The organism is Shewanella sp. HL-SH4 (assembly GCF_051164845.1).
Classification (GTDB): Bacteria; Pseudomonadota; Gammaproteobacteria; order Enterobacterales; family Shewanellaceae; genus Shewanella; species Shewanella glacialimarina.
The window spans coordinates 3,216,575-3,236,677 of record NZ_CP195037.1 but is presented as its reverse complement, the minus strand read 5'-3'; the positions used below and the strand labels follow the sequence as shown (position 1 = coordinate 3,236,677).

Here is a 20,103-nt window from a genome sequence, read left to right as displayed (position 1 = left end):
ATTCAGTTAAGAGTTTCTTCTCTTAACTGGATAGCGGGTTTTGTTAATTCGAACGGTCCTACTTTTGGGCCGTTTTCGTTTTTTGGGCAAGATAAATTGCTTAACGTTTTCCCTCATTGCTTTGAGCTTTTTAGGGATTGTTCCTGGCGAAGCAATTGCGCACCACATCAGTCTTGAATTACATCACGATGTGGTACAACAGCCAACGGATGCATTCATACCTCTATTATCAAAGTCCTAATGAATTTGAGCGTATGGATAAGCCGTTAAAAGAAGTGGCTTAACGAACTTAACTAGGGTGACCGAATTCATTTGACCAGGTCAATAGCACTTGGTGCAACGGTTTCTCCCAACTTATCAACTAACGTTAAGTCAAGCTTGGAGACGACTTCAGCGATGGAACGATTTCGGTAAATTCTTTTTGAAAGATAGATAGTTCTTCGGGGGCGACAAGTAATTCAGTATCAGTAAGCCAGTTAGACAACATAAAAAATGACTCGGTTCAAAAGAAGGAGCCATTTTCGTAGGATCATTTTTGCTGTCAACCGATCAGTTTCTTAACTGATCGGTGTTAAGCGTAAGCTGGCTTTTTATTAGTCTACTACCACTCTATTCAGCACATCATGCCAATTACGGTAAAATACCTTCATTAAAACTTCACCTGCACTTAACACAATTGAAACATAAAAGTTGCACCCTACAATAGAAATATGATACTTATTCGCATAGAGACATCATAATAACAAGGGAGGTTACCATGGATCGTTTAGACTATGGTGGTGCGTTAGACGAAGTTGTTGAAAGACCAAGCCGTTCCAAAGGATCTAACAAAAAGCGTAAATGGCGAGAGATTGAGGCAATTAAGGATAAGCAACGCTTACTAAAAGAATTACAAGATATTGATGATTCTTTTGAATTTGATGCCAATACGTTAGTGTTATAGACATGAGCAGTCGTGAATATTTATTCACTAAATAGCAATATAATAAAAGAGCACCTAGGGTGCTCTTTTTGATCATACTGATAACATTTATAATGTTATATATTAATTTTTTTATCTGCTTTCACAATATACTGTCGAAGTTCTTCAAAAATAACATTATCGTTTTGGCTAAAAAGTGGGTCTTCTACCAGTTTCTTATGGCATAAATGCTCAATTTTTTGCCAATCACTGATATCTAATGCTTTAGCAAAGTGAGGAAAAACCTCCGTTTCTTCAAACTGCATATGCTCAACTTGTAACTTGATGTAGTTAGCTAAATCATTGATCAACTTTTCTCTTGAAATCACAATATCAGAAAGGATCATATTTAAACTGTACATCAAAGAACCGGAGACTTGAGCTAACCGCTCATGCTCATCACGAAGCTGATCGCTATTAGGTATAGACATTTTTTGGGCATAATAATGATAAGTGATGTCTTCTACTGGATGATGACTATGTTCTGCATATCCCTGCATATACTCAACAATATCTCTCACAAGATTAAAGTTAACAGCTTCACCCTCGGCTAAACGGGCATTTTTGTTGGTGAGTATATTCAATAAAATGGCTATGTGTTGGTGATCACGCATTAATCGCTTAAGCATCGTCTTCTCCGTCATGTCTAACTCACTTACTCAAATTGTAGTCAATATCCTATTAACTTCAAATCTACTACAACCATATAAATTAGTTATGACAGAGATCATATTCCAGATAATTAACAAGCTAGCAGTTTTAGAAACACTAAAGCACCTAATAAGGTGCTTTAGTGTTTCTGCTAACAATGTATTTATCTAAGAGTACTAAATAAATGTGACTTTAACTGAGTAAAATCAGCGTCTAACTCAACAGATAAAATGGTTTTATTGACGACAGCTTCAAGTTCAGGTGGTAAAGGTAAGTCAACTTGTAACTCTCTATCCACCACATCCTTAAATTTTGCAGGATGCGCTGTACCTAAAAATATCCCATACTCATCTTTAGCCAATAATTGACGTAAACCTTGAGCTGCAATAGCTGCATGCGGCTCTGATTGATAACCCAATCGATATAGATTTTTAAGCGCTTCAGAGGTTTGCAATTCATTTAATGCTAAGCCAGTAATATCAGAAAGTGGCCAGCCCATTTGCTCACAAATAGCTTCAACGCGGGGCCAATTACTCGGCTCTGACACATCCATCGCATTTGACATAGTTGCAACAGTATCATGTGGTGCCCAGTCACCATTTTGTAAGTAACGTGGCACAGTATCGTTGCTATTGGTTGCTGCAATAAATCGCTTTATTGGCAAGCCCATCGCTTTAGCAAATAAACCTGCAGTTAAATTACCAAAGTTGCCGCTAGGAACTGATACCACAAAGTTTTCATGACCGGCTTTTTTAGCTTGGGCGATGGCTTCAAAGTAATAACAAATTTGCGCCAATAAACGGCTTATATTGATTGAATTTGCAGAGTTTAGCGCTAAACCTTCTCTGACCTCTTCATCATCAAAGGCTTGCTTCACTAAATGCTGACAAGCATCAAAATCAGAATTAACCGCCACTGTGTGGATATTCTTGCCTAAAGTAGTGAACATTTTCTCTTGCAGCTCACTGATTTTACCCTTCGGATACATCACAACAACTTGTACTTTATCTAAACCATAAAATGCATCCGCCACAGCAGCGCCTGTGTCACCAGAGGTTGCTGTCAGAATAGTTAACCCTTTATCTCCTGATAATAAATTGATACATTGCGCCATAAAACGTGCACCAAAATCTTTAAATGCAAGGGTTGGTCCATGAAAAAGCTCTAAACAGCTACGATGAAAATCAACTTCTTTTAGGGGAGCCTCAAAGGTAAATGCTTTATCAACCAATGCATCAACATTATCTTGCCCTAATTCATCTGCTAACCAAGCGCCTAAAACAAGTTTACTACGCTGTGCAAATGGCATATCAAGTAAACTGTCAATATCGTTTAACACAGGGATCGTTTTAGGGAAAAACAACCCTCTATCTTTACCTAGCCCTAATTGAACAGCCTGACTAAAATTAACTTCCTGCGAAGGATGTTTTAAATTATATAATTCCATTACCACTACCTATTAAATTGAAAATTTTGTTTCGATACTAAACGCGTCGAGTACCTTGTTCATCTAATTGACATACATGGGCAAAACCACCTTGCTCTGTCACGTAATGTTGCTCTAGCCAGGTTTTTGCCTGTTGAGCTTTTTCTAATGAGTCGGTGACGCTAAACAATGTTGGTCCACTGCCTGAAATCCCCGTAGTCAGCATTCCTTGTTGCGCTAATGCTTCTCTAGCATCAAGGTAGCCAGGAATAGCTGCCGCGCGATAAGGCTCAGCAAGTACATCCTTGAGCACTTCAATTGCCATAGCAGCATCTTGTTGATAACTAGCATGTACAAAAGCACTTAAATAACGACCAAAATCAATCGCCACGGCTTTATCATATTGAGCGGGTAACAATGCGCGCATTTTAGCGGTCGATAATGAAATACCAGGATAAGCCACCACCCAATACCATTGCTTAAAACTCGGTATCGCCGCACAAACCTTATCGGCGGTATTAAGCATTAGTTGCATGCCACCTAAGTAACAGGGGGCAACGTTGTCATAATGGACACTACCTGAGATTTGTCCTTCAAACTCGCCCATTAACAATAGCAAAGCTTGTTGATCAAATGGTTGTTCAAAGTATTCATTTAGTGCATACAGCGCAGCAACTACAGAGCTAGCACTCGAACCTAACCCACTACCAACGGGTAAATTTTTCTCTAAAATGAGTTTAACGCCATCTTGACGTTGTAGTTTATCAAGAAAAAAAACGGCACACTGATAAACGATATTGTCTTTCAAATCCGTTGGTAATTTATGCGCCCAAGGTCCTACCTGAGTAAATTCAACGCCGCTTTCAATACCGCTAATAGTGACTTTATCGCCCAGAAGGCTACCATCAATAGGCGCTAACGCAGCACCTAATAAATCGAAACCTACACCTACATTCCCCATAGATGCTGGTGCATAAACACTCAGTTGAGCTTGATTAATGCTATTCATTACAAACCCACCTCACGTGTCCAGTTAAGGGTTCTAAGTACGTCGGCGAACACACCTGCTGCAGTCACATCAGTACCCGCGCCATAGCCACGTAAAACAAATGGAATGGGTTGGTAGTAGCGACTGTAAAAAGCCAGCGCATTTTCACCACCTTTGACACTATATAAAGGATCGGTCGCATCAACTTCAATAATGCGAACATAACACTTACCTTGATCAATTTGACCAACATAACGCAGCACCTTTCCCTGCGCTTTAGCATTAGACACTCTTGAAGATACTTGTGCATCAAGACGGGATAAGTTGGCCATAAATGTCTCAACATCACCGCTATCATCAAAATCAGTAGGTAATACAGATTCAATGTTAATATCGCTAAGCTCTAAGGGCAAGCCAACTTCACGGGCTAAAATAAGCACCTTACGAGCAACATCCATTCCACTTAAATCATCGCGAGGATCAGGTTCTGTGAAACATTTATCACGGGCAATTGATGTGGCTTGCGATAAACTCATTCCTTCATCCAGCATCCCGAAAATATACGATAACGAACCTGATAAAATACCATTAAATTTATGCAGTTTATCACCCGCGCATAACAACTTTTTCAGGTTATCAATAACGGGTAAACCTGCACCAACCGTGGTTTCATATAAAAATTGACGACGTTGCTCTAAACTCACTTTGCGTAATGCTTGATAAAATGCATAATCACGGGTATTGGCTTTTTTGTTTGGCGTGACCACGTGAAATCCAGCATTCATTACATCTAAATAACGGTCTGAAACAGCTTCACTTGAGGTACAATCGACTAAGACTGGGTTGAGTAATTGTTGCGCTTGCCCCCATAGCAATAAATTATTTAAATCATAGGGTTGAGCATTATCAGTCATTAAGCATTGCCAGTTAGATAATTCAATTCCATTACTGTCCAGTAGCATTTGACGTGAGTTAGCAATACCGCATACTCGAATGCTGATGTGCTGCTCTTTTAGCATGTCATTTTGTTGTTTTATTTGTTCAAGCAATCCTGCGCCCACATTACCAGCACCGACTAAGAACACATCAACGTATTGCTGCACATCAAAGAAAGCCTGATGGCAAGCACTGATAGCATGTTTGGTTTTACTTTGCTGGATAACGGTTGAAATAGAGCGCTCTGACGACCCCTGAGCGATTGCTATAATATTAACGCTCGCCTTAGCTAACGCGCTGAAGAACTTAGCCGCCACTCCTTTATGCGTTTTCATGCCATCACCAATTAAGGACACGATAGCTAAACCTTGGCGCAACTCAATAGGCTCAAGTAATTCAGATTTTATTTCTAATTCAAATTCTTGTTCTAGAGCCCATTTCGCTTTCGCTGCGTCACGAGTACCAACACAAAAACTGATACTGTATTCAGATGAGCTTTGGGTGATCAATGATACCGAAATACCACTGCGTGAAATGGCTGCTAACGTACGACTGGCCATCCCAACCATCCCCTTCATACCTGGCCCAGATACGTTAAACATAGTCTGATCATCAAGATTAGAAATGGCTTTAACTTGTAAACCAGTTTGATCTTCATCGTTCGATACCAATGTACCTGGAGCTGATGGATTAAAGCTGTTTTTGATATAGCAAGGAATATGATACTGCGCAATTGGGGCGATAGTTTTAGGGTGCAATACTTTGGCACCAAAATACGATAGCTCCATCGCCTCTTGATAACTCAACTGAGACAATAACTTAGCATCTGTCACCGCACGAGGATCTGTGTTATAAACACCATCCACATCGGTCCAAATTTCACAGCTAGATGCATCTAAACAAGCGGCTAACACGGCAGCAGAATAATCAGAACCATTACGCCCTAAGGTCACAATTTTTCCATGAGCATCTGCGGCAGTAAAACCTGGCATAACCCACACTCTGTATTCAGTTAACGGTAATACTGCAAACCGAGGTTTACTGACATTAATATCGACTACAGACTCTAAAGGCTGCCCATGGGCAAGAAACAATGCAACTGGGTCCAACTGCGCGGCAGTAATGTTTTTAGCCAACATCACTTGCTCCATTAACGCTGCGGATAAACGCTCGCCAGAAACAACAATAGCAGCCCTGACTGAGTCCGGGCACTCACCTAACAAGGATATTCCCTCTAACTTAGACTTCCATTGCTGCATTTGCATATTAAGTTTCTGTTTTAGTAATTCCTGTTGAGCTACAGACAACAAGGTTTCACCCGCTTGGGTATATAAATTATTAAAAACATGATCGATATGATCAACAACCGCTTGGTAAGATTTTCCCTCCACCGCTATATCAACCATTTCCAACAATGCATTTGTAATTGTTGCAGGGGCAGAAAGGACCGTAGCGACTGGTTCAGCCTTAGAAGACTGAGCAATAATATCAGCCGCCATTAAAAAACGAGGCCAATTTGCTAACGACGTACCACCAAACTTCATCACTTTCATACCGTTTTCTCCTGCCAATATCATGACATCAATGCAAAATTTTATAATAAAAAAGCCCGCTTCTTTTGTGGGAAGCGGGCTTGTTACTGAATTCTATTTAGGATGAATCAGCCCGCCCCCACTATATTAATAGTGGTGGTTGTAATGATTGTAATGGTTGCTATTACAACGGACTTGTAGGCTGACATATCGCTCACTTATTCGGGTTTCATCAGTGTTACCAAACGCATACGCTTTCCATTGCAGGTAACTCTTATTCACTAATGCTTACAGAATTGCTTTTTTAGCACTATATTGTCAACCCCAGTTGCCAATAAATTTGCATATTAATTAGCATTTAAGTTGATTTATTTAAGATTTCATATTTCATAAACTGAAACATCAATTGCATTCGCAATAAAACAATTAAAATACTGCATTTACGCTAACGTCAACGTTATTAGTATCACAATTAAATTGTTATATTTTTCAATAATTAAAGATAAAGCGCACCCATTACGCTATCCCAAATAGTAGTGTAGCAAGAATGAGCAAGCTGATAATGTTCTTGATGCTTAATAAATGAGTAAATTTCTATAGCATTCGATTAATCGGATAAAAACAATAACGAGCTAACTAAATCAATAGGAATTGATCAAAATACGACACAAATCATCGCAGCCCCAAAAAAATAAAGGTATTATGCGCCCATATCAGCAATTGGAGTCATTATGAAAATTTCAAAACATGCCGCGGTTACCATTCATTACCGTCTAAGCGATGCACAAGGTCAATTATTGGAAAGCTCTTTTGATGCAGAGCCAATGGTTTATATTCAGGGTACCGAAAATCTTATACCTGGCCTAGAAGCTGAATTAGAAGGTAAAGTTGTTGGTGATAAATTTGAAGCAAACATACCAGCCGAACAAGCTTATGGTGTATATCACGAAGGTTTGAAGCAAGAAGTGCCTTTAGCTGCATTTGGTGATATTGAAGATATCGTACCGGGTATGCGCTTTATTGCAGAAACAGAAATGGGTCAGCGCCCTGTTCAAGTAACAGAAGTAAAAGACGATAGTGTCATTGTTGACGGTAACCATCCCCTAGCAGGCCAAGCATTAACATTTAATGTTGAAGTTATTGCAGTGAGAGAAACAACTGCGGAAGAAATCGCCCACGGACACATTCATGCCCATGGTGGCAGTTGTGGCGGTGGACATGAACATAATCATGAGCACGATCATGAACCTTGTGACACCCAAAAACCGGGTTGTGATGGCAATGGCGGATGTGGTTGTAATTAATAATAAATGTAGACTATTTTACTAAGCAATTAGGTTATTTCACCTAATTAAAACCAGTAGAAAGTTTGAATAAATGCAAGTCGCTGATTAAAATATAGTCAGCGACTTTTTTTATACGCTATACTTTATCCTGTGTGGTATCAATTGATACGCCATTTAATAGTGTCACGTTTGCCCTTTCCACCTTGTTTATGATTGAGGACAATTTAATAAACATGCGTTAGCAGCGTGGTATATCTCAGTATAAAAATAATAATAATTAATGATTAGCGACGGAGTGCTCATGTTAATTAAGCCACTTTATGAGTTATTACCTTACACATATATTGCTATCGGCGGGGTAAGTATTTTGATTCTACAACAAGAATATGCAATTGCAGCCGCTGTTGTAGTGTTTTTGTTTGGCGCCAGAATTTATAACTTACGCTCACAAAACCGTCGAACCGACACTAAACGCAGACGTAAAGAAGGTTTATGGCCAGACTGGTTGTATGGGTATATGCCATTCCTTTATATTTTATCGGCAGCCTTGCTTTATCGTTTTATCCCTAAAGATTCTAGCGCTTTGTTTGCTATTTGCTTGGTAACCTTTGGGACTTACCTACTTTTAAGGCGCTCTAGTTATAGACGCCATAAAATTCCAGTGTTTAGAACCCAGGGCCGTTAATCAACCTTAACTAGAGATAATAAAGGCTTAACAAACAATAAAAAACCGCTTAATCACATCAAGCGGTTTTTATTGTAATGGGAGTCCTATCAATCTACAAAATCAACTTTTGAACTTGCTGACGCTGCTCATTAGACATGTTTTTAAGGTAATTAGAACAGCGTGTAATCGTTGCAATGCTGACTTGATACTCAGCTGCGATTTGCCTTTGACTTAACTTACCTTCCAGTAAGGTTTGAAACACCTTTAATCGGCCAGCAACTGCGCTGCGCTCTTCCTCTGTCAGCAATAACCGAAATAACACCGCTAATTCATCATGATTCGAATGAGTCAAAATTTTATCGACCACTAAACTCCAATTCGCTCTCATAGGTACTCTCTTTAATAAAGTCCCCCTGATAATAACAAGGAAACAGCCGAAAGCAAAAGCTGCACAAACTATATAGCGATATCCAAAAGTGAAGTTATGTAAACTCGCCTCACATTCAGAAACAATCTAAAGGTGATTTCATAAAATAAATGTGTAAAATAAAGCCGATACTCCCTGATAATAATAGAGAATACAATGAAAAAAATTTTACTCGCAATGACGGCAACTGCACTACTTATCCCAAGCGTTTATGCTAATAACTTTAAAGATACTGATCATGCCATTAAATATCGCCAATCAGCATTCGGTTTAATTGCCTATAACTTTGGCGATATGGGTGCGATGTTAAAAGGTAAAAAAGAATTTGATGCCACGGTATTTGCAGCTCGTGCAACCAATGTTGCAGCACTATCAAAAATCCCTCATGAAGGCTTTATCGCAGGTTCAGACAAAGGTAATACCGACGCGTTAGCTAAAATTTGGACTGACAAAGCCGATTTTGATAGCAAAATGACTGAATTCCAAGAAAATGCCACTAAATTGGCTGTCATTGCGCAAGGTACGGATTTAGGGCAGATCAAAAAAGCATTTGGTGATACAGGTCAAAGCTGTAAAGGCTGTCACGACGTTTATAAAAAAGATTAATATCGCAAACATTCTGCTCTAGTATGATAAAAAGCCCATATCGCTAATATCGAATGGGCTTTAATTTTTAGCAGGCATACCGATTAGCAATCGACTACATATACTTGACGACATCTGCTAACAAGCTAAACCACACCCCTGTAAATAAAACAGCAAACACAATTAACGCAAGCCAAATGGGTACCATTTTAGGTTGTTTCAACTCACCTTGAACGCGCTTGTAGCCTGTTATCATTGCCGTAATTAGGTTTTCTCCTTTAATGAGATAAACCATTACAGCCAAAACATGCATTGCAGCAAAACCGAGAATAAAATTGAAGTTTTGTTTATGTACCCATGTCAATGTGCTCGCTGTGGCAGATGATACAGTGCTATAGAATGGGCCCTCTGTAAAAATATCATCTGTAGCGAATAATCCTGTTACGAGTTGTACGGCTAGTAAACTCAGTAATAATACCACCATGTATCCACCTAGCGGATTATGCCCTAAAGATTGAGGCTTCTGTTTATCTTTAGCATATTTAATAACGGCTTTAGGGGGGCGAATAAAATGGGTAAATTTGGCAGTATCACTCCCGATAATGCCCCAAATAAGCCTAAAAGCTAATAGCGTTAGTAGCAAGTAGGCAAATATCTGATGCAGACTCATCTCTCCCGCATCAGCACTCCACCACAACGCTCCGAGTAATATCACCATACTCCAATGAAACGCTCTTACTGAAAAGTCCCACACTTTAATTTGCTTAAATTGAGATTGCATTTAATCACTCGACTTTAATAAATGTTGTAATAATTCGCCATAGGCGAAAACATCACTCATTATAAAATTATTTATTCAATTAAGGGGAGTTGAAAACGTAAAGAAGTGTAAGAAATAAAAAGGCGACTCAGGTCAATAAACATTATCCTTAAAAACACAGGTTAACACACTCTTAAACCGCCTAACATGCTGTTGTTATCCATTCAAATATGCGCCTAGTTAATTAGCTTTTCAAGTTAAATTACCGCTATTTTTAACGACAATGTCTATACGCTCAAATTAATACCACCTAACAAAACTCCCGTTCAATTACGTGATATAGATCACATTTTAATAGCCTTAAGTTGGTAATCTGAAGTTAAGCAATACAACAGAAGGTTCAAAATATGCTGAAAATCACTAGCAAGCAACTTGAAGTCACTGCCCCTATTCTTGAACGTATTGAAGGACAATTTGAAAAGCTCACAAGACACGATGTTCATCTTATTAACCCGCATGTCATTATTACTCAGGAAAAGCAGCTCTTTAAAATTGAAGCATCTATAGGCTTGCCAAGTGGAGAACTATTTGCCCAGGCGAAAAACGACAACCTTTACGCAGCAATTACTGCAATGGGTAAAAAGCTGGAAAAACAGCTAAATCGCCTGACCCATAAACCCCAAGCTCAACGTCATACTACACTTGAACGTGCAGAAGATGATTTTGAGTATATCTACAAGGAGGATACCGCCGCTTGATACTCATACCAAAAACACATAGCGCATCCTCGGGTGCGCTTTTTTATGCAGGTTTAAGCCAAAGTGAACAATTTTACATTGACACTCACCTAGCGAAGTTTTAGTTTTAACCTATGAACAAAATATTGTGTCGCGTTTTTATTTTATTTTTTATGCAACCCACATAGGGAGGCGGTTTTTCTGTATTAAAAAGAAAATGAAAATACCAAAGCCTCCCAAATGGGGGGCTTTTTAGTTTTTACTATCGAAATAAGCAATCGAATTGAACAATATTAAGAGGTTAGTATGAATAAGCCACAAGGGTTAGATCTAACGCGAGAACAGATTACATCGTTAGATAATGAGCTACTGACCTTGCTCTCTAAACGTCGTGAACTCAGTCTTGAAGTCGCCCGCAGTAAAGAAGTTGATGTTAGACCTATTCGTGATACCCAAAGGGAAAAACAATTATTAGAACGACTTGTTCAGCTTGGACGAGACAAAGGGCTTGATGCACATTTTGTGATATCTCTTTACCAAAACATCATTGAAGACTCTGTGCTTAACCAGCAAGCTTTTTTACACGGCAGAGCCAATCCTGACACACAGAAACAACACTATACAGTGGCCTTTTTAGGAGCCAGAGGTTCATATTCATATCTTGCCGCCACTCGTTACTGTGATAGAAGGCAGGTGACAATGATCGACTTTGGCTGTCAAAGTTTTGATGACATTGTCAACGCAGTTGAATCAGGCCATGCTGATTACGGATTCTTACCGATTGAAAATACCTCTTCAGGATCAATTAATGAGGTGTACGACGTTTTGCAACATACCAGCCTATCGATTGTGGGCGAAACCACAATAGAAGTTGGACATTGTTTATTAGCAAAACGAGGTACTGATACTGCCAATATTAAAACCGTCTATGCGCACCCACAACCCATTAGTCAATGCAGCCGCTACCTGAGCTTACATCCAGAATTTAAACTTGAGTATTGTGCTAGCAGTGCTGAGGCAATGTCTAAAGTGATTGAAGCTGATAGTCAAAGTGTTGCCGCTATTGGTAGCGCTGAAGGGGGTGCTCTATATCAGCTAAGCGCTATTGAAGATGGGTTAGCGAACCAAAAAATAAATCAAAGCCGTTTTATTGTTGTTGCGCGTAAACCCGTTGATGTACCAGCACAATTACCGGCTAAAACAACGTTAATTATGGCTACAGGCCAAAAACCTGGAGCGCTGGTTGAAGCACTACTGGTGTTAAAAGCCCATAGTTTGAATATGTCTAAACTTGAGTCGCGTCCCATTCCTGGTACACCTTGGGAAGAAATGTTCTATATCGACATTGATGGCAATCTTGCCAACCATGATGTGCAGCAAGCCATTAAGGAATTAGAGCGATTAACCCGTTTTATTAAAGTATTAGGTTGCTACCCTTGTGAATCTGTCAAGCCAACACAATTGTCGCAAGCACAATTACTGATTGAACCGAATAGCTCAAGGGCTGTCGAGTCACCAAATCAGCTTACTACATCGCCCACAACTAAATATAGTCGCGAATATAAGTCACAGGACAGTGAAGTCCAATGCAAACAATTGCAAGTAGGTAATAATCAATTTGGCGCATTTCAATTAGTTGATGCACCTAAAACTGATACAGAGCTAGCGAGTCTTGCAAAACAAACTAAAGAAGCGGGCTTTCAAGCTATTATTCTTAACCCATCTTTGGGCGTAACTAGCGAAAGCCAACTAAAGAAACATCTTCAGGTCATTGAGCAAGCGGGATTAGTAAGCGTATTATTTATCGAACAAGAAAACGATATCAGCAGTGCCCACTTAGCCGATATGGTTATGTTAAGTGGTCAAAATATGTTTAATCAAGGCTTGCTCGGCCAGTTAGGCAGCTTAAATAGGCCTGTCATTATTGAACGTAATAACATGGCCAGTACTGAAGATTGGCTTGCTGCTGCACAAATAGTATTAGCGCAAGGAAATCAACAGGTCATCCTGTGTGATTCTGGGGTCAGAAGCTTTGCAAAGCCAGATCAAATCAGTCTCGACTTATCATCATTAGTCAGCATAAAACAAATGTGCCATCTACCTATCATTTGCAATGTAGCTAATGAGAAGAGCAATAACCGATATCCACAGGCCAAAGCCGCCAAGCAACTTAACGCTGATGGTATTGTATTAGCAGCGCCTTGTACCGATGCCGATAGCAACCTGCTTCGTGAGCTTTATTTGTAGTCTTTATCCACAAAAATGCCGGTATTAACCGGCATTTTTTATTCCTTCTGAATAACACTATAAAACCTAAACCATTAAGCCTTCATTCAAACTCACCCAGCCTTTAAATATACGGTAACTAAACCACGTTATCCCCATAAGATAGAGCGACACACTTAGCCATACAGGACTTAATAAATAGCCCGCTATAAAAAAGGGACACAGTCCAATAATACTGAGTCGTTGCCAACGTAAATGTGATGCAAGTAATGAATTAGGCTGAATGTTTTTCTGAATAAGATTAAGCCAAAAGCTCATTAACACAGGAATAAAAAAAAGCGGGAAAGCGCTCATCATTGCATACAGAAAATGGCCTACGGTATTATCTTGCGATGTTGATGTTGATGTTGAAGTTGATGTTGACAGCGTATCGAATGAAGTCATGGGTACATCTCCAAAATAAAATAGGTAAAGGGCAATTTAAATGCGCTGTCATCGATAATATACGCTGACCACTAGAATATAAATGTAAGCCCTACACTGTATTTACGCAATCAACAAAAAATGAAAAATGATTAACCTGTTTTCATATCATTCACTGACTGTAACATTGCACGGCTTTCATGTTGAAACTGTGGTGCAAAATCACCAAACCACTTAGCGACGCGTTTAAACTCTTCTACAAATGCAGTTCTGTCACCTGACTTCAATAATGTTAGCGCATCTCGATAATTGTCCAAATAATCACTTATCGCGTCTTGACTGCCTTGTTGTGCAAAAATAATATCGGCATAAAGCTCGGGATCTTGAGCAAACAATCGACCAACCATTGCCAGCTCTAATCTATAAATTGGTGAACTAAATTGCAGTAATGTATCTATATCAGCCTGCTCTTCACATAAGTTCACACCATATACAAAACTAGAAAAGTGACGCATAGCTTGCACAAGTTGCATCGCTTTATCATGTTTAACCGGTTCAGCTTCAACAATTCTGGCGCCCCAAATTGCAATTTGTTCAAGCAACCATAGGTAAGATTCTGGTTGACGCCCATGGCACACCACCACAACTTGTTTAGCTAAACTGCCAACATCAGGGCCAAACATAGGGTGTAAACCTACCACTGGTCCTTTGTGCGCCTCTAGCATCGCCAGAACAGGCTGTTCTTTAATCGAAGTTAAATCAGCTAAAATGCATGTGTCAGGTAAATGAGTCAGGTGTTCTCGAATAACATCACAGGTGACTTTAATTGGCACAGTAACCAGCACCATTCCGGCACCATCAAATAGTGCTTCGGCGCGGTGCCAATCATTCTTGTCCAAGCTTTTCACTTGATAACCAGATAGTGTGAGCATTTGAGTAAATAACTGACCTAACTTCCCATCACCACCAACGACAACCACATGGCCTAAGTCTGTTTTTACCTGTTTAAAGCCAACATCTTTTTCATTCAAATAAGACTCACGCATTAAGCGACGTAAAATATCTTCAATCAATTGTGGCGATACATTCATCTTTTGCGCTTCGTCACGACGTTTAGCTAACATGGAAGCTTCACGTTGTGGGGCATAAATGGGCACACCAGCGGCGTGCTTGACTGCACCAACTTGTGCCACTAAATCCAGTCGCTTACGCAACAGGTGTAGAAGTTGTTGATCAACGCCATCGATTAAATCGCGAAGTTTTTCTAAATCAGCTGTGGTTTTTTCGTTCATCATACTTTTCATTAACCATTAACAACTTGCAGCACATTAAAGCGAGTTGGCAGTACGGCAGATAATTGGTTAGCGCCTTGTCGTAAAATTGTTTCAGTTGTTGCCCAATCAATGCAGGCATCGGTGACAGATACACCATAGTCAAGTTCATTTAATGGCTTATTGGTACTTTGATTACCTGCATTTAAATGGCTTTCAAGCATAACACCAATGATAGATTTATTGCCCGAGACAATTTGATTAAATACATCTTCGCACACTTGTTTTTGACGATTGTGATCTTTAGATGAATTACCATGGCTGCAATCAACCACTAAACGTGCATTCAACTTAGCATTATGAATTTGTGTTTCGCACTCAGCCACACTTTTAGCATCATAATTAGGTGCAATACCGCCACGAAGAATGATATGACCGTCAGGATTACCGGCAGTTTGCAATAAGCTGACCTGGCCTTCTTGGTTAATACCCATAAAACGGTGGCTGCTGGCTGCAGATTTTAGGGCATTAATAGCAACATCTAGCTTGCCTTCTGTACCATTTTTAAAACCTACAGGCATAGATAACCCCGATGCCATTTCTCGGTGGGTTTGAGATTCAGTGGTGCGGGCGCCAATAGCAGACCAGGTGACTAATTCAGAAATATACTGAGGACTAATAGGATCCAGCGCTTCAGTTGCCACGGGCAATTCTAATTCAGCTAACCAAATCATCAATTCACGAGCCATACGTAGTCCTTTTTCTACATCAAAAGACTCATCCATATTCGGATCGTTAATAAGCCCTTTCCAGCCTACTGTGGTACGAGGCTTTTCAAAGTACACGCGCATTAAAATATAAAAGTCATCACTGAGTTCATCGTGTAATTTTTTCAACTTAAGCGCATATTCTTTAGCTGCATCAATATCATGTATTGAACAAGGCCCTGTCACAACCAATACCCGACTATCACGTTTATGCACAATGTCTGCTACCGTTTTACGCGCATCCAAAATATAACGATATGCATGTGCTGATAAGGGTAACTCTTGCTTCAGTTGTGACGGCGTTGACAGTATTTGCTCAGAACTAATATGAATATTATTGATGGTATCTTGCTGCATGATATCGACTCACTGTAATAAGGTAAAAAGCAATCTAGTCACACTTTTTAGTGATGACTAAAACCACTGTATTTTTGTAATGATACACCATTACAACATAGAGCTAACTATGCCTGTGCATTTTTATGAGATCAAGGCTTATTTAACTCAAAAGTGTAATTACTGCCATATCAATGTTCATGAGGATCATATGGCTATCTATTGTTAAATGACTAATGTGGAACTCAGATAATGAGTCAGGCTCGATAAGTAAAGCTAAGGGCTAAAAAAAGTCTGCTTACATGACTCAAAATGATGGCGACGAATGCTAAAAACAAAAAACCGCCTTTCGGCGGTTAGTTGTGCGAACACTGCATCTTTTAAACTAAATTGATAACTATTACTTAGTTGCCAATTTTTCACGGATACGTGCAGATTTACCTGAACGCTCACGTAAGTAGTAAAGTTTAGCACGACGAACACGGCCGCGACGCTTAACTTCGATGCTAGCAATTAATGGGCTGTGCGTTTGGAAAGCACGCTCAACACCTTCACCATTAGAGATTTTACGTACTGTGAATGCTGAGTGCAAACCACGGTTACGCTTAGCGATAACGATACCTTCAAAAGCCTGAAGACGCTCTTTATCACCTTCTTTTACGCGTACTTGAACTACTACTGTATCACCAGCACCAAAATCAGGTACGTCTGTTTTCATTTGCTCATCGTTGAGCATTTTAATGATGTTGTTCATAACTTACTCCATTCTAGAATAACTGAAACAATGACTATACGGACGTGTCCGTTTCATTTACAAACTGCGCTAATAAGGCTGTTTGTTCGTCAGTCAGAGCTAGATTTTCAAATATTTCTGGTCGTCGTAGAAAAGTTCTTCCGATACTTTGCTGCAACCGCCAGAGTCTGATTTTTTCGTGGTCACCGCTTAACAACACTGCCGGTACGTCCATGCCATCTAAGTTTTCAGGGCGAGTATAATGAGGACAATCCAGTAATCCGTCAGAGAAAGAATCTTGCTCTGCTGAAGCTTGCTTACCCAGTACACCAGGTACTAGGCGAGCCACTGAATCGATTAAAGTCATTGCAGGTATTTCGCCGCCCGAAAGCACGTAATCCCCGATTGACCATTCTTCATCTACTTCAGTTTGAATAATGCGCTCATCGATACCTTCGTAGCGACCACACACTAAAATCAAACTGTCTGATTTAGCTAACTCAGTAACGCCTTGCTGATCCAGCTTGCGTCCCTGAGGAGATAGATAAATCACTTTCGCTCTGTCACCCGCTGCAGCTTTTGCAGCATGAATGGCATCTCGCAAAGGTTGCACCATCATTAACATTCCAGGTCCACCACCGTATGGGCGGTCATCAACCGTGTTATGTCTGTCATGGGTGAAATCGCGAGGATTCCACATGTGCACCTTAAGCAGGCCGTTTTTTACGGCTCGACCCGTCACCCCAAAGTCTGTAACAGCACGAAACATCTCTGGAAACAGGGTTATTACCCCTAACCACATATGTTGTACCTCGACTTAGAAGTCAGGATCCCAATCCACTATTATCTGTTTGCCTTGCAAATCCACTTTTAAAATGAATTGTTCAGGGACAAAGGGGATCATACGTTCCACTTTGCCAAAAGCATCTTTGGCATTAGCTTTGACAAGTAACACGTCGTTAGATCCTGTTTCCACGATCTGGTCAACAATGCCCATGTTGTAGCCGTTATTATTAGTCACTTCACATCCGATAAGATCACGGTGATAAAATTCATCATCACTGAGTTCTTTCATTTGCTCAGGCATAATCGCAATTTCACAATTTGTGAGCATTTGCGCCTGTTCCCGTGATACTACCCCTTCAAGTTCAGCGATAACCGCCTTACCTTGTGAGCGCCACTGGCTGACTTTAACTTCACGCCATTTCCCCTGGTCATATATAAGCCAAGGAGAATAATCAAAAATGCCTTCAACAGAATTGGTATAGGCAGTGATTTTTAGCCAACCTTTAATGCCATGACAAGCGCCTATTTTACCCAGCACAATCGGCTGTTGGTTACTACTCATCTATCTATACCTAAACGCAATTAAGCAGCTGCTTTACGTGCGTCTTTAATTAACTTAGCAACACGCTCAGATGTTGCCGCGCCAGTAGCAACCCAATGCTCAACACGATCTAAATCTAAACGTAAAGTTTCTTCTTGACCACGAGCTAGTGGGTTGAAAAAGCCTACACGTTCGATGAAACGACCGTCACGAGCATTGCGGCTATCAGCAACAACGATATTGTAAAATGGACGCTTTTTTGCGCCGCCACGAGCTAAACGAATGGTAACCATGCGTTTTATTCCTCTAATGATTTGCTAGAAGCAAAAATAAAAACTGGAACCCGTGTTCGCGAAGGTCCCAGTAAGAAAGCCGGAAGATTTTACCCTACTTTGAAACTAATGCAACCCAAAGCGCCGTTTTTTACAGCAAAAAGGGTTATAGCGCCAAGCAAAGTATCACTTCCGAAGATTAAATTGATTAACTAACGACCTGGCATCTTCATACCAGGCGGTAACATACCGCTCATACCACGCATCATTTTTTTCATGCCGCCTTTAGCTGACATTTTTTTCATCATTTTTTGCATTTGAGTAAATTGCTTTAACAGGCGATTTACGTCTTGAATTTGTGTCCCTGAACCTAGCGCGATACGACGTTTGCGTGAACCTTTGATTACATCAGGGTTTTTGCGTTCTTTGGCTGTCATGGAGTTAATAATCGCTTCCATTTGGCCAGTCATTTTACCATCTTGAACTTGCGCTAATGCTTCTGGAGGTAACTTACCGACACCGGGCAGCTTTTCTATCATGTTCATCATGCCGCCCATGTTTTTCATTTGCTGCAGCTGTTCACGAAAATCTTCTAAATCAAAACTACCACCGGCTTTCACTTTAGAAGCCAGTTTCATTGCCTTGTCTTTATCGACGCCGCGTTCAACTTCTTCAATCAGTGAAAGAACATCACCCATACCTAAAATACGCGATGCGATACGGTCAGGATGGAAAGGTTCAAGCGCATCAGTTTTTTCACCAACACCTAAAAACTTAATCGGTTTGCCAGTTATGCTGCGAATTGATAACGCAGCACCACCGCGAGCATCACCATCCACCTTGGTTAAAATCACCCCTGTTAATGGCATTGCTTCATTAAAGGCTTTAGCTGTATTTGCTGCATCTTGACCTGTCATTGCATCAACAACAAATAAGGTCTCTACAGGCTTAATAACCGCATGAAGCTGTTTAATTTCGTCCATCATGGCTTCGTCAACATGCAAACGACCTGCTGTATCGACAATAACAACATCAATGAACTTTAGTTTGGCATAAGCTATTGCCGCTTTTGCTATATCTAACGGCTTTTGACTGACATCAGATGGGAAAAACTCAACCTCAACTTCAGCTGCTAAGGTTTCAAGCTGTTTTATTGCCGCTGGGCGATAAACATCAGCACTGACAACTAACACGGATTTTTTATGACGAGTGCGTAAAAACTTACCTAACTTGGCTACAGAGGTGGTTTTACCCGCCCCTTGAAGACCCGCCATCATAATGACAGCCGGAGGCTGAGCAGCTAGGTCAAGCTCTTCATTAGCTTCCCCCATAGCGCGTTCAAGTTCACTTTGCACAATCTTAATAAAAGCTTGGCCTGGACTTAAACTTTTAGAGACTTCTTGTCCGACAGCGCGATCTTTTACACTGCTAACAAAGTCTCTTACTACTGGCAATGCAACATCAGCCTCGAGCAAAGCCATGCGGACTTCACGTAAGGTGTCTTTAATGTTGTCTTCCGTTAATCGACCGCGACCACTTATATTTTTTAGTGTTCGTGATAGTCTGTCAGATAGATTCTCAAACATTTAACCGCTCTTAATACGCTTATCGATAATGCACACTATTATACTCAAAAATTTTTAAGATGCGCGCTTGTGTGACAAATTATTCATTTTTAACTCAAACGATTAGCCTTACGCCTTATTTATAGCAGGATCAAACTCATGTTTAATCATGGTGTTCAAGTGTCTTATTACCCATAACAGATGTAATAAGGTAAATTATTTGCAGC

The 20,103-nt window shown here is 40.2% G+C and carries 20 protein-coding genes, 2 pseudogenes and 1 other annotated feature; of the genes and pseudogenes, 7 read left to right on the top strand and 15 right to left on the bottom strand.

Going from position 1 to position 20,103, the window contains the following annotated elements; all coding sequences use genetic code 11:
- Positions 1 to 6 precede the first annotated feature (6 nt).
- Positions 7 to 171, bottom strand: a pseudogene (locus tag ACRWQL_RS15230) (IS4 family transposase); the annotation flags it as partial.
- Positions 172 to 173: 2 nt separating this feature from the next.
- On the opposite strand from ACRWQL_RS15230, the pseudogene ACRWQL_RS15225 reads away from it, so the two are divergent.
- Positions 174 to 284, top strand: a pseudogene (locus ACRWQL_RS15225) (IS3 family transposase); the annotation flags it as partial.
- 473 nt (positions 285 to 757) lie between these two features.
- Positions 758 to 943 carry a DUF3545 family protein gene (locus ACRWQL_RS15220; protein ID WP_226413992.1) on the top strand — a complete coding sequence of 62 codons (186 nt, stop codon included), beginning with the start codon at positions 758 to 760 and terminating at the stop codon, positions 941 to 943.
- 95 nt (positions 944 to 1,038) lie between these two features.
- Here the strand turns inward: ACRWQL_RS15220 and ACRWQL_RS15215 are convergent, their stop codons facing one another.
- The 4 genes from ACRWQL_RS15215 to thrA all read right to left on the bottom strand — a co-directional run bounded on the left by ACRWQL_RS15215 (position 1,039) and on the right by thrA (position 6,515).
- Positions 1,039 to 1,590 (bottom strand): hemerythrin domain-containing protein, encoded by a 552-nt coding sequence (locus ACRWQL_RS15215; protein ID WP_434953400.1) that lies wholly within the window; start codon positions 1,588 to 1,590, stop codon positions 1,039 to 1,041.
- 185 nt (positions 1,591 to 1,775) lie between these two features.
- A complete protein-coding gene (thrC, locus tag ACRWQL_RS15210; RefSeq protein WP_434950827.1) occupies positions 1,776 to 3,059 on the bottom strand; it encodes a threonine synthase in 1,284 nt (427 codons plus the stop codon).
- Between the two features lie 37 nt (positions 3,060 to 3,096).
- Positions 3,097 to 4,047 carry a homoserine kinase gene (gene thrB / locus ACRWQL_RS15205; protein ID WP_434950825.1) on the bottom strand — a complete coding sequence of 317 codons (951 nt, stop codon included), beginning with the start codon at positions 4,045 to 4,047 and terminating at the stop codon, positions 3,097 to 3,099.
- On the bottom strand, positions 4,047 to 6,515 hold the full coding sequence (gene thrA, locus ACRWQL_RS15200) for a bifunctional aspartate kinase/homoserine dehydrogenase I (protein WP_434950823.1): 2,469 nt from the start codon (positions 6,513 to 6,515) through the stop codon (positions 4,047 to 4,049). The genes thrB and thrA overlap by 1 nt, the downstream gene beginning before the upstream one ends.
- A 710-nt stretch (positions 6,516 to 7,225) precedes the next feature.
- Between thrA and slyD the strand changes: the two genes are divergently transcribed.
- Positions 7,226 to 7,798: a peptidylprolyl isomerase gene (gene slyD, locus ACRWQL_RS15195; RefSeq protein ID WP_434950821.1), complete on the top strand. Its 573-nt coding sequence runs from the start codon at positions 7,226 to 7,228 to the stop codon at positions 7,796 to 7,798.
- A 283-nt stretch (positions 7,799 to 8,081) separates the two neighbouring features.
- Positions 8,082 to 8,465: a hypothetical protein gene (locus ACRWQL_RS15190; protein ID WP_434950819.1), complete on the top strand. Its 384-nt coding sequence runs from the start codon at positions 8,082 to 8,084 to the stop codon at positions 8,463 to 8,465.
- Positions 8,466 to 8,559: 94 nt separating this feature from the next.
- Here ACRWQL_RS15190 and trpR read toward each other — a convergent pair whose 3' ends face one another.
- Positions 8,560 to 8,835, bottom strand: a complete 276-nt coding sequence (gene trpR, locus ACRWQL_RS15185; RefSeq protein WP_434950817.1) for a trp operon repressor — start codon at positions 8,833 to 8,835, stop codon at positions 8,560 to 8,562.
- Positions 8,836 to 9,030: 195 nt separating this feature from the next.
- On the opposite strand from trpR, the gene ACRWQL_RS15180 reads away from it, so the two are divergent.
- Complete coding sequence (locus ACRWQL_RS15180; protein WP_226413978.1) at positions 9,031 to 9,480, top strand: c-type cytochrome; 450 nt, start codon at positions 9,031 to 9,033, stop codon at positions 9,478 to 9,480.
- Positions 9,481 to 9,574: 94 nt separating this feature from the next.
- Here the strand turns inward: ACRWQL_RS15180 and ACRWQL_RS15175 are convergent, their stop codons facing one another.
- A complete protein-coding gene (locus ACRWQL_RS15175; RefSeq protein WP_434950815.1) occupies positions 9,575 to 10,240 on the bottom strand; it encodes a cytochrome b/b6 domain-containing protein in 666 nt (221 codons plus the stop codon).
- A 386-nt stretch (positions 10,241 to 10,626) separates the two neighbouring features.
- Between ACRWQL_RS15175 and hpf the strand changes: the two genes are divergently transcribed.
- Together hpf and ACRWQL_RS15165 are read left to right on the top strand one after the other, a co-directional pair.
- The gene (gene hpf, locus ACRWQL_RS15170) at positions 10,627 to 10,977 is read left to right on the top strand and encodes a ribosome hibernation-promoting factor, HPF/YfiA family (protein ID WP_434926868.1); all 351 of its coding nucleotides are present in this window, start codon (positions 10,627 to 10,629) and stop codon (positions 10,975 to 10,977) included.
- A 112-nt stretch (positions 10,978 to 11,089) separates the two neighbouring features.
- Positions 11,090 to 11,214: a sequence feature (Phe leader region), on the top strand.
- A gap of 48 nt (positions 11,215 to 11,262) precedes the next feature.
- Positions 11,263 to 13,203 (top strand): chorismate mutase, encoded by a 1,941-nt coding sequence (locus tag ACRWQL_RS15165; protein ID WP_434950813.1) that lies wholly within the window; start codon positions 11,263 to 11,265, stop codon positions 13,201 to 13,203.
- A gap of 66 nt (positions 13,204 to 13,269) precedes the next feature.
- Here the strand turns inward: ACRWQL_RS15165 and ACRWQL_RS15160 are convergent, their stop codons facing one another.
- The 8 genes from ACRWQL_RS15160 to ffh form a co-directional block, all read right to left on the bottom strand.
- The gene (locus ACRWQL_RS15160) at positions 13,270 to 13,626 is read right to left on the bottom strand and encodes a hypothetical protein (protein ID WP_434950811.1); all 357 of its coding nucleotides are present in this window, start codon (positions 13,624 to 13,626) and stop codon (positions 13,270 to 13,272) included.
- Positions 13,627 to 13,757: 131 nt separating this feature from the next.
- A complete protein-coding gene (gene tyrA / locus ACRWQL_RS15155; RefSeq protein ID WP_434953399.1) occupies positions 13,758 to 14,897 on the bottom strand; it encodes a bifunctional chorismate mutase/prephenate dehydrogenase in 1,140 nt (379 codons plus the stop codon).
- An 11-nt stretch (positions 14,898 to 14,908) separates the two neighbouring features.
- The gene (locus tag ACRWQL_RS15150) at positions 14,909 to 16,000 is read right to left on the bottom strand and encodes a 3-deoxy-7-phosphoheptulonate synthase (RefSeq protein WP_434950809.1); all 1,092 of its coding nucleotides are present in this window, start codon (positions 15,998 to 16,000) and stop codon (positions 14,909 to 14,911) included.
- Positions 16,001 to 16,379: 379 nt separating this feature from the next.
- Positions 16,380 to 16,733 carry a 50S ribosomal protein L19 gene (rplS, locus tag ACRWQL_RS15145; protein WP_188955527.1) on the bottom strand — a complete coding sequence of 118 codons (354 nt, stop codon included), beginning with the start codon at positions 16,731 to 16,733 and terminating at the stop codon, positions 16,380 to 16,382.
- A 34-nt stretch (positions 16,734 to 16,767) separates the two neighbouring features.
- Positions 16,768 to 17,514 (bottom strand): tRNA (guanosine(37)-N1)-methyltransferase TrmD, encoded by a 747-nt coding sequence (trmD, locus tag ACRWQL_RS15140; RefSeq protein ID WP_434950807.1) that lies wholly within the window; start codon positions 17,512 to 17,514, stop codon positions 16,768 to 16,770.
- Between the two features lie 15 nt (positions 17,515 to 17,529).
- On the bottom strand, positions 17,530 to 18,060 hold the full coding sequence (gene rimM, locus ACRWQL_RS15135) for a ribosome maturation factor RimM (protein WP_226413964.1): 531 nt from the start codon (positions 18,058 to 18,060) through the stop codon (positions 17,530 to 17,532).
- A 20-nt stretch (positions 18,061 to 18,080) separates the two neighbouring features.
- Positions 18,081 to 18,332 (bottom strand): 30S ribosomal protein S16, encoded by a 252-nt coding sequence (gene rpsP, locus ACRWQL_RS15130; RefSeq protein WP_160053063.1) that lies wholly within the window; start codon positions 18,330 to 18,332, stop codon positions 18,081 to 18,083.
- A 191-nt stretch (positions 18,333 to 18,523) separates the two neighbouring features.
- Positions 18,524 to 19,897 (bottom strand): signal recognition particle protein, encoded by a 1,374-nt coding sequence (gene ffh, locus ACRWQL_RS15125; protein ID WP_434931380.1) that lies wholly within the window; start codon positions 19,895 to 19,897, stop codon positions 18,524 to 18,526.
- Between the last annotated feature and the right edge of the window lie 206 nt (positions 19,898 to 20,103).

Bases quoted from the DNA above. Each gene is read 5' to 3' on its own strand.
- ACRWQL_RS15160 (WP_434950811.1), bottom strand. From the start codon at position 13,626: ATGACTTCATTCGATACGCTGTCAACATCAACTTCAACATCAACATCA.
- trpR (WP_434950817.1), bottom strand. From the start codon at position 8,835: ATGAGAGCGAATTGGAGTTTAGTGGTCGATAAAATTTTGACTCATTCG.
- ACRWQL_RS15215 (WP_434953400.1), bottom strand. From the start codon at position 1,590: ATGCTTAAGCGATTAATGCGTGATCACCAACACATAGCCATTTTATTG.
- ACRWQL_RS15180 (WP_226413978.1), top strand. From the start codon at position 9,031: ATGAAAAAAATTTTACTCGCAATGACGGCAACTGCACTACTTATCCCA.
- ACRWQL_RS15175 (WP_434950815.1), bottom strand. From the start codon at position 10,240: ATGCAATCTCAATTTAAGCAAATTAAAGTGTGGGACTTTTCAGTAAGA.
- rimM (WP_226413964.1), bottom strand. From the start codon at position 18,060: ATGAGTAGTAACCAACAGCCGATTGTGCTGGGTAAAATAGGCGCTTGT.
- ACRWQL_RS15165 (WP_434950813.1), top strand. From the start codon at position 11,263: ATGAATAAGCCACAAGGGTTAGATCTAACGCGAGAACAGATTACATCG.
- thrB (WP_434950825.1), bottom strand. From the start codon at position 4,047: ATGAATAGCATTAATCAAGCTCAACTGAGTGTTTATGCACCAGCATCT.
- trmD (WP_434950807.1), bottom strand. From the start codon at position 17,514: ATGTGGTTAGGGGTAATAACCCTGTTTCCAGAGATGTTTCGTGCTGTT.
- ACRWQL_RS15150 (WP_434950809.1), bottom strand. From the start codon at position 16,000: ATGCAGCAAGATACCATCAATAATATTCATATTAGTTCTGAGCAAATA.
- slyD (WP_434950821.1), top strand. From the start codon at position 7,226: ATGAAAATTTCAAAACATGCCGCGGTTACCATTCATTACCGTCTAAGC.
- thrA (WP_434950823.1), bottom strand. From the start codon at position 6,515: ATGAAAGTGATGAAGTTTGGTGGTACGTCGTTAGCAAATTGGCCTCGT.
- tyrA (WP_434953399.1), bottom strand. From the start codon at position 14,897: ATGAACGAAAAAACCACAGCTGATTTAGAAAAACTTCGCGATTTAATC.
- thrC (WP_434950827.1), bottom strand. From the start codon at position 3,059: ATGGAATTATATAATTTAAAACATCCTTCGCAGGAAGTTAATTTTAGT.
- rpsP (WP_160053063.1), bottom strand. From the start codon at position 18,332: ATGGTTACCATTCGTTTAGCTCGTGGCGGCGCAAAAAAGCGTCCATTT.
- ffh (WP_434931380.1), bottom strand. From the start codon at position 19,897: ATGTTTGAGAATCTATCTGACAGACTATCACGAACACTAAAAAATATA.
- ACRWQL_RS15190 (WP_434950819.1), top strand. From the start codon at position 8,082: ATGTTAATTAAGCCACTTTATGAGTTATTACCTTACACATATATTGCT.
- rplS (WP_188955527.1), bottom strand. From the start codon at position 16,733: ATGAACAACATCATTAAAATGCTCAACGATGAGCAAATGAAAACAGAC.
- hpf (WP_434926868.1), top strand. From the start codon at position 10,627: ATGCTGAAAATCACTAGCAAGCAACTTGAAGTCACTGCCCCTATTCTT.
- ACRWQL_RS15220 (WP_226413992.1), top strand. From the start codon at position 758: ATGGATCGTTTAGACTATGGTGGTGCGTTAGACGAAGTTGTTGAAAGA.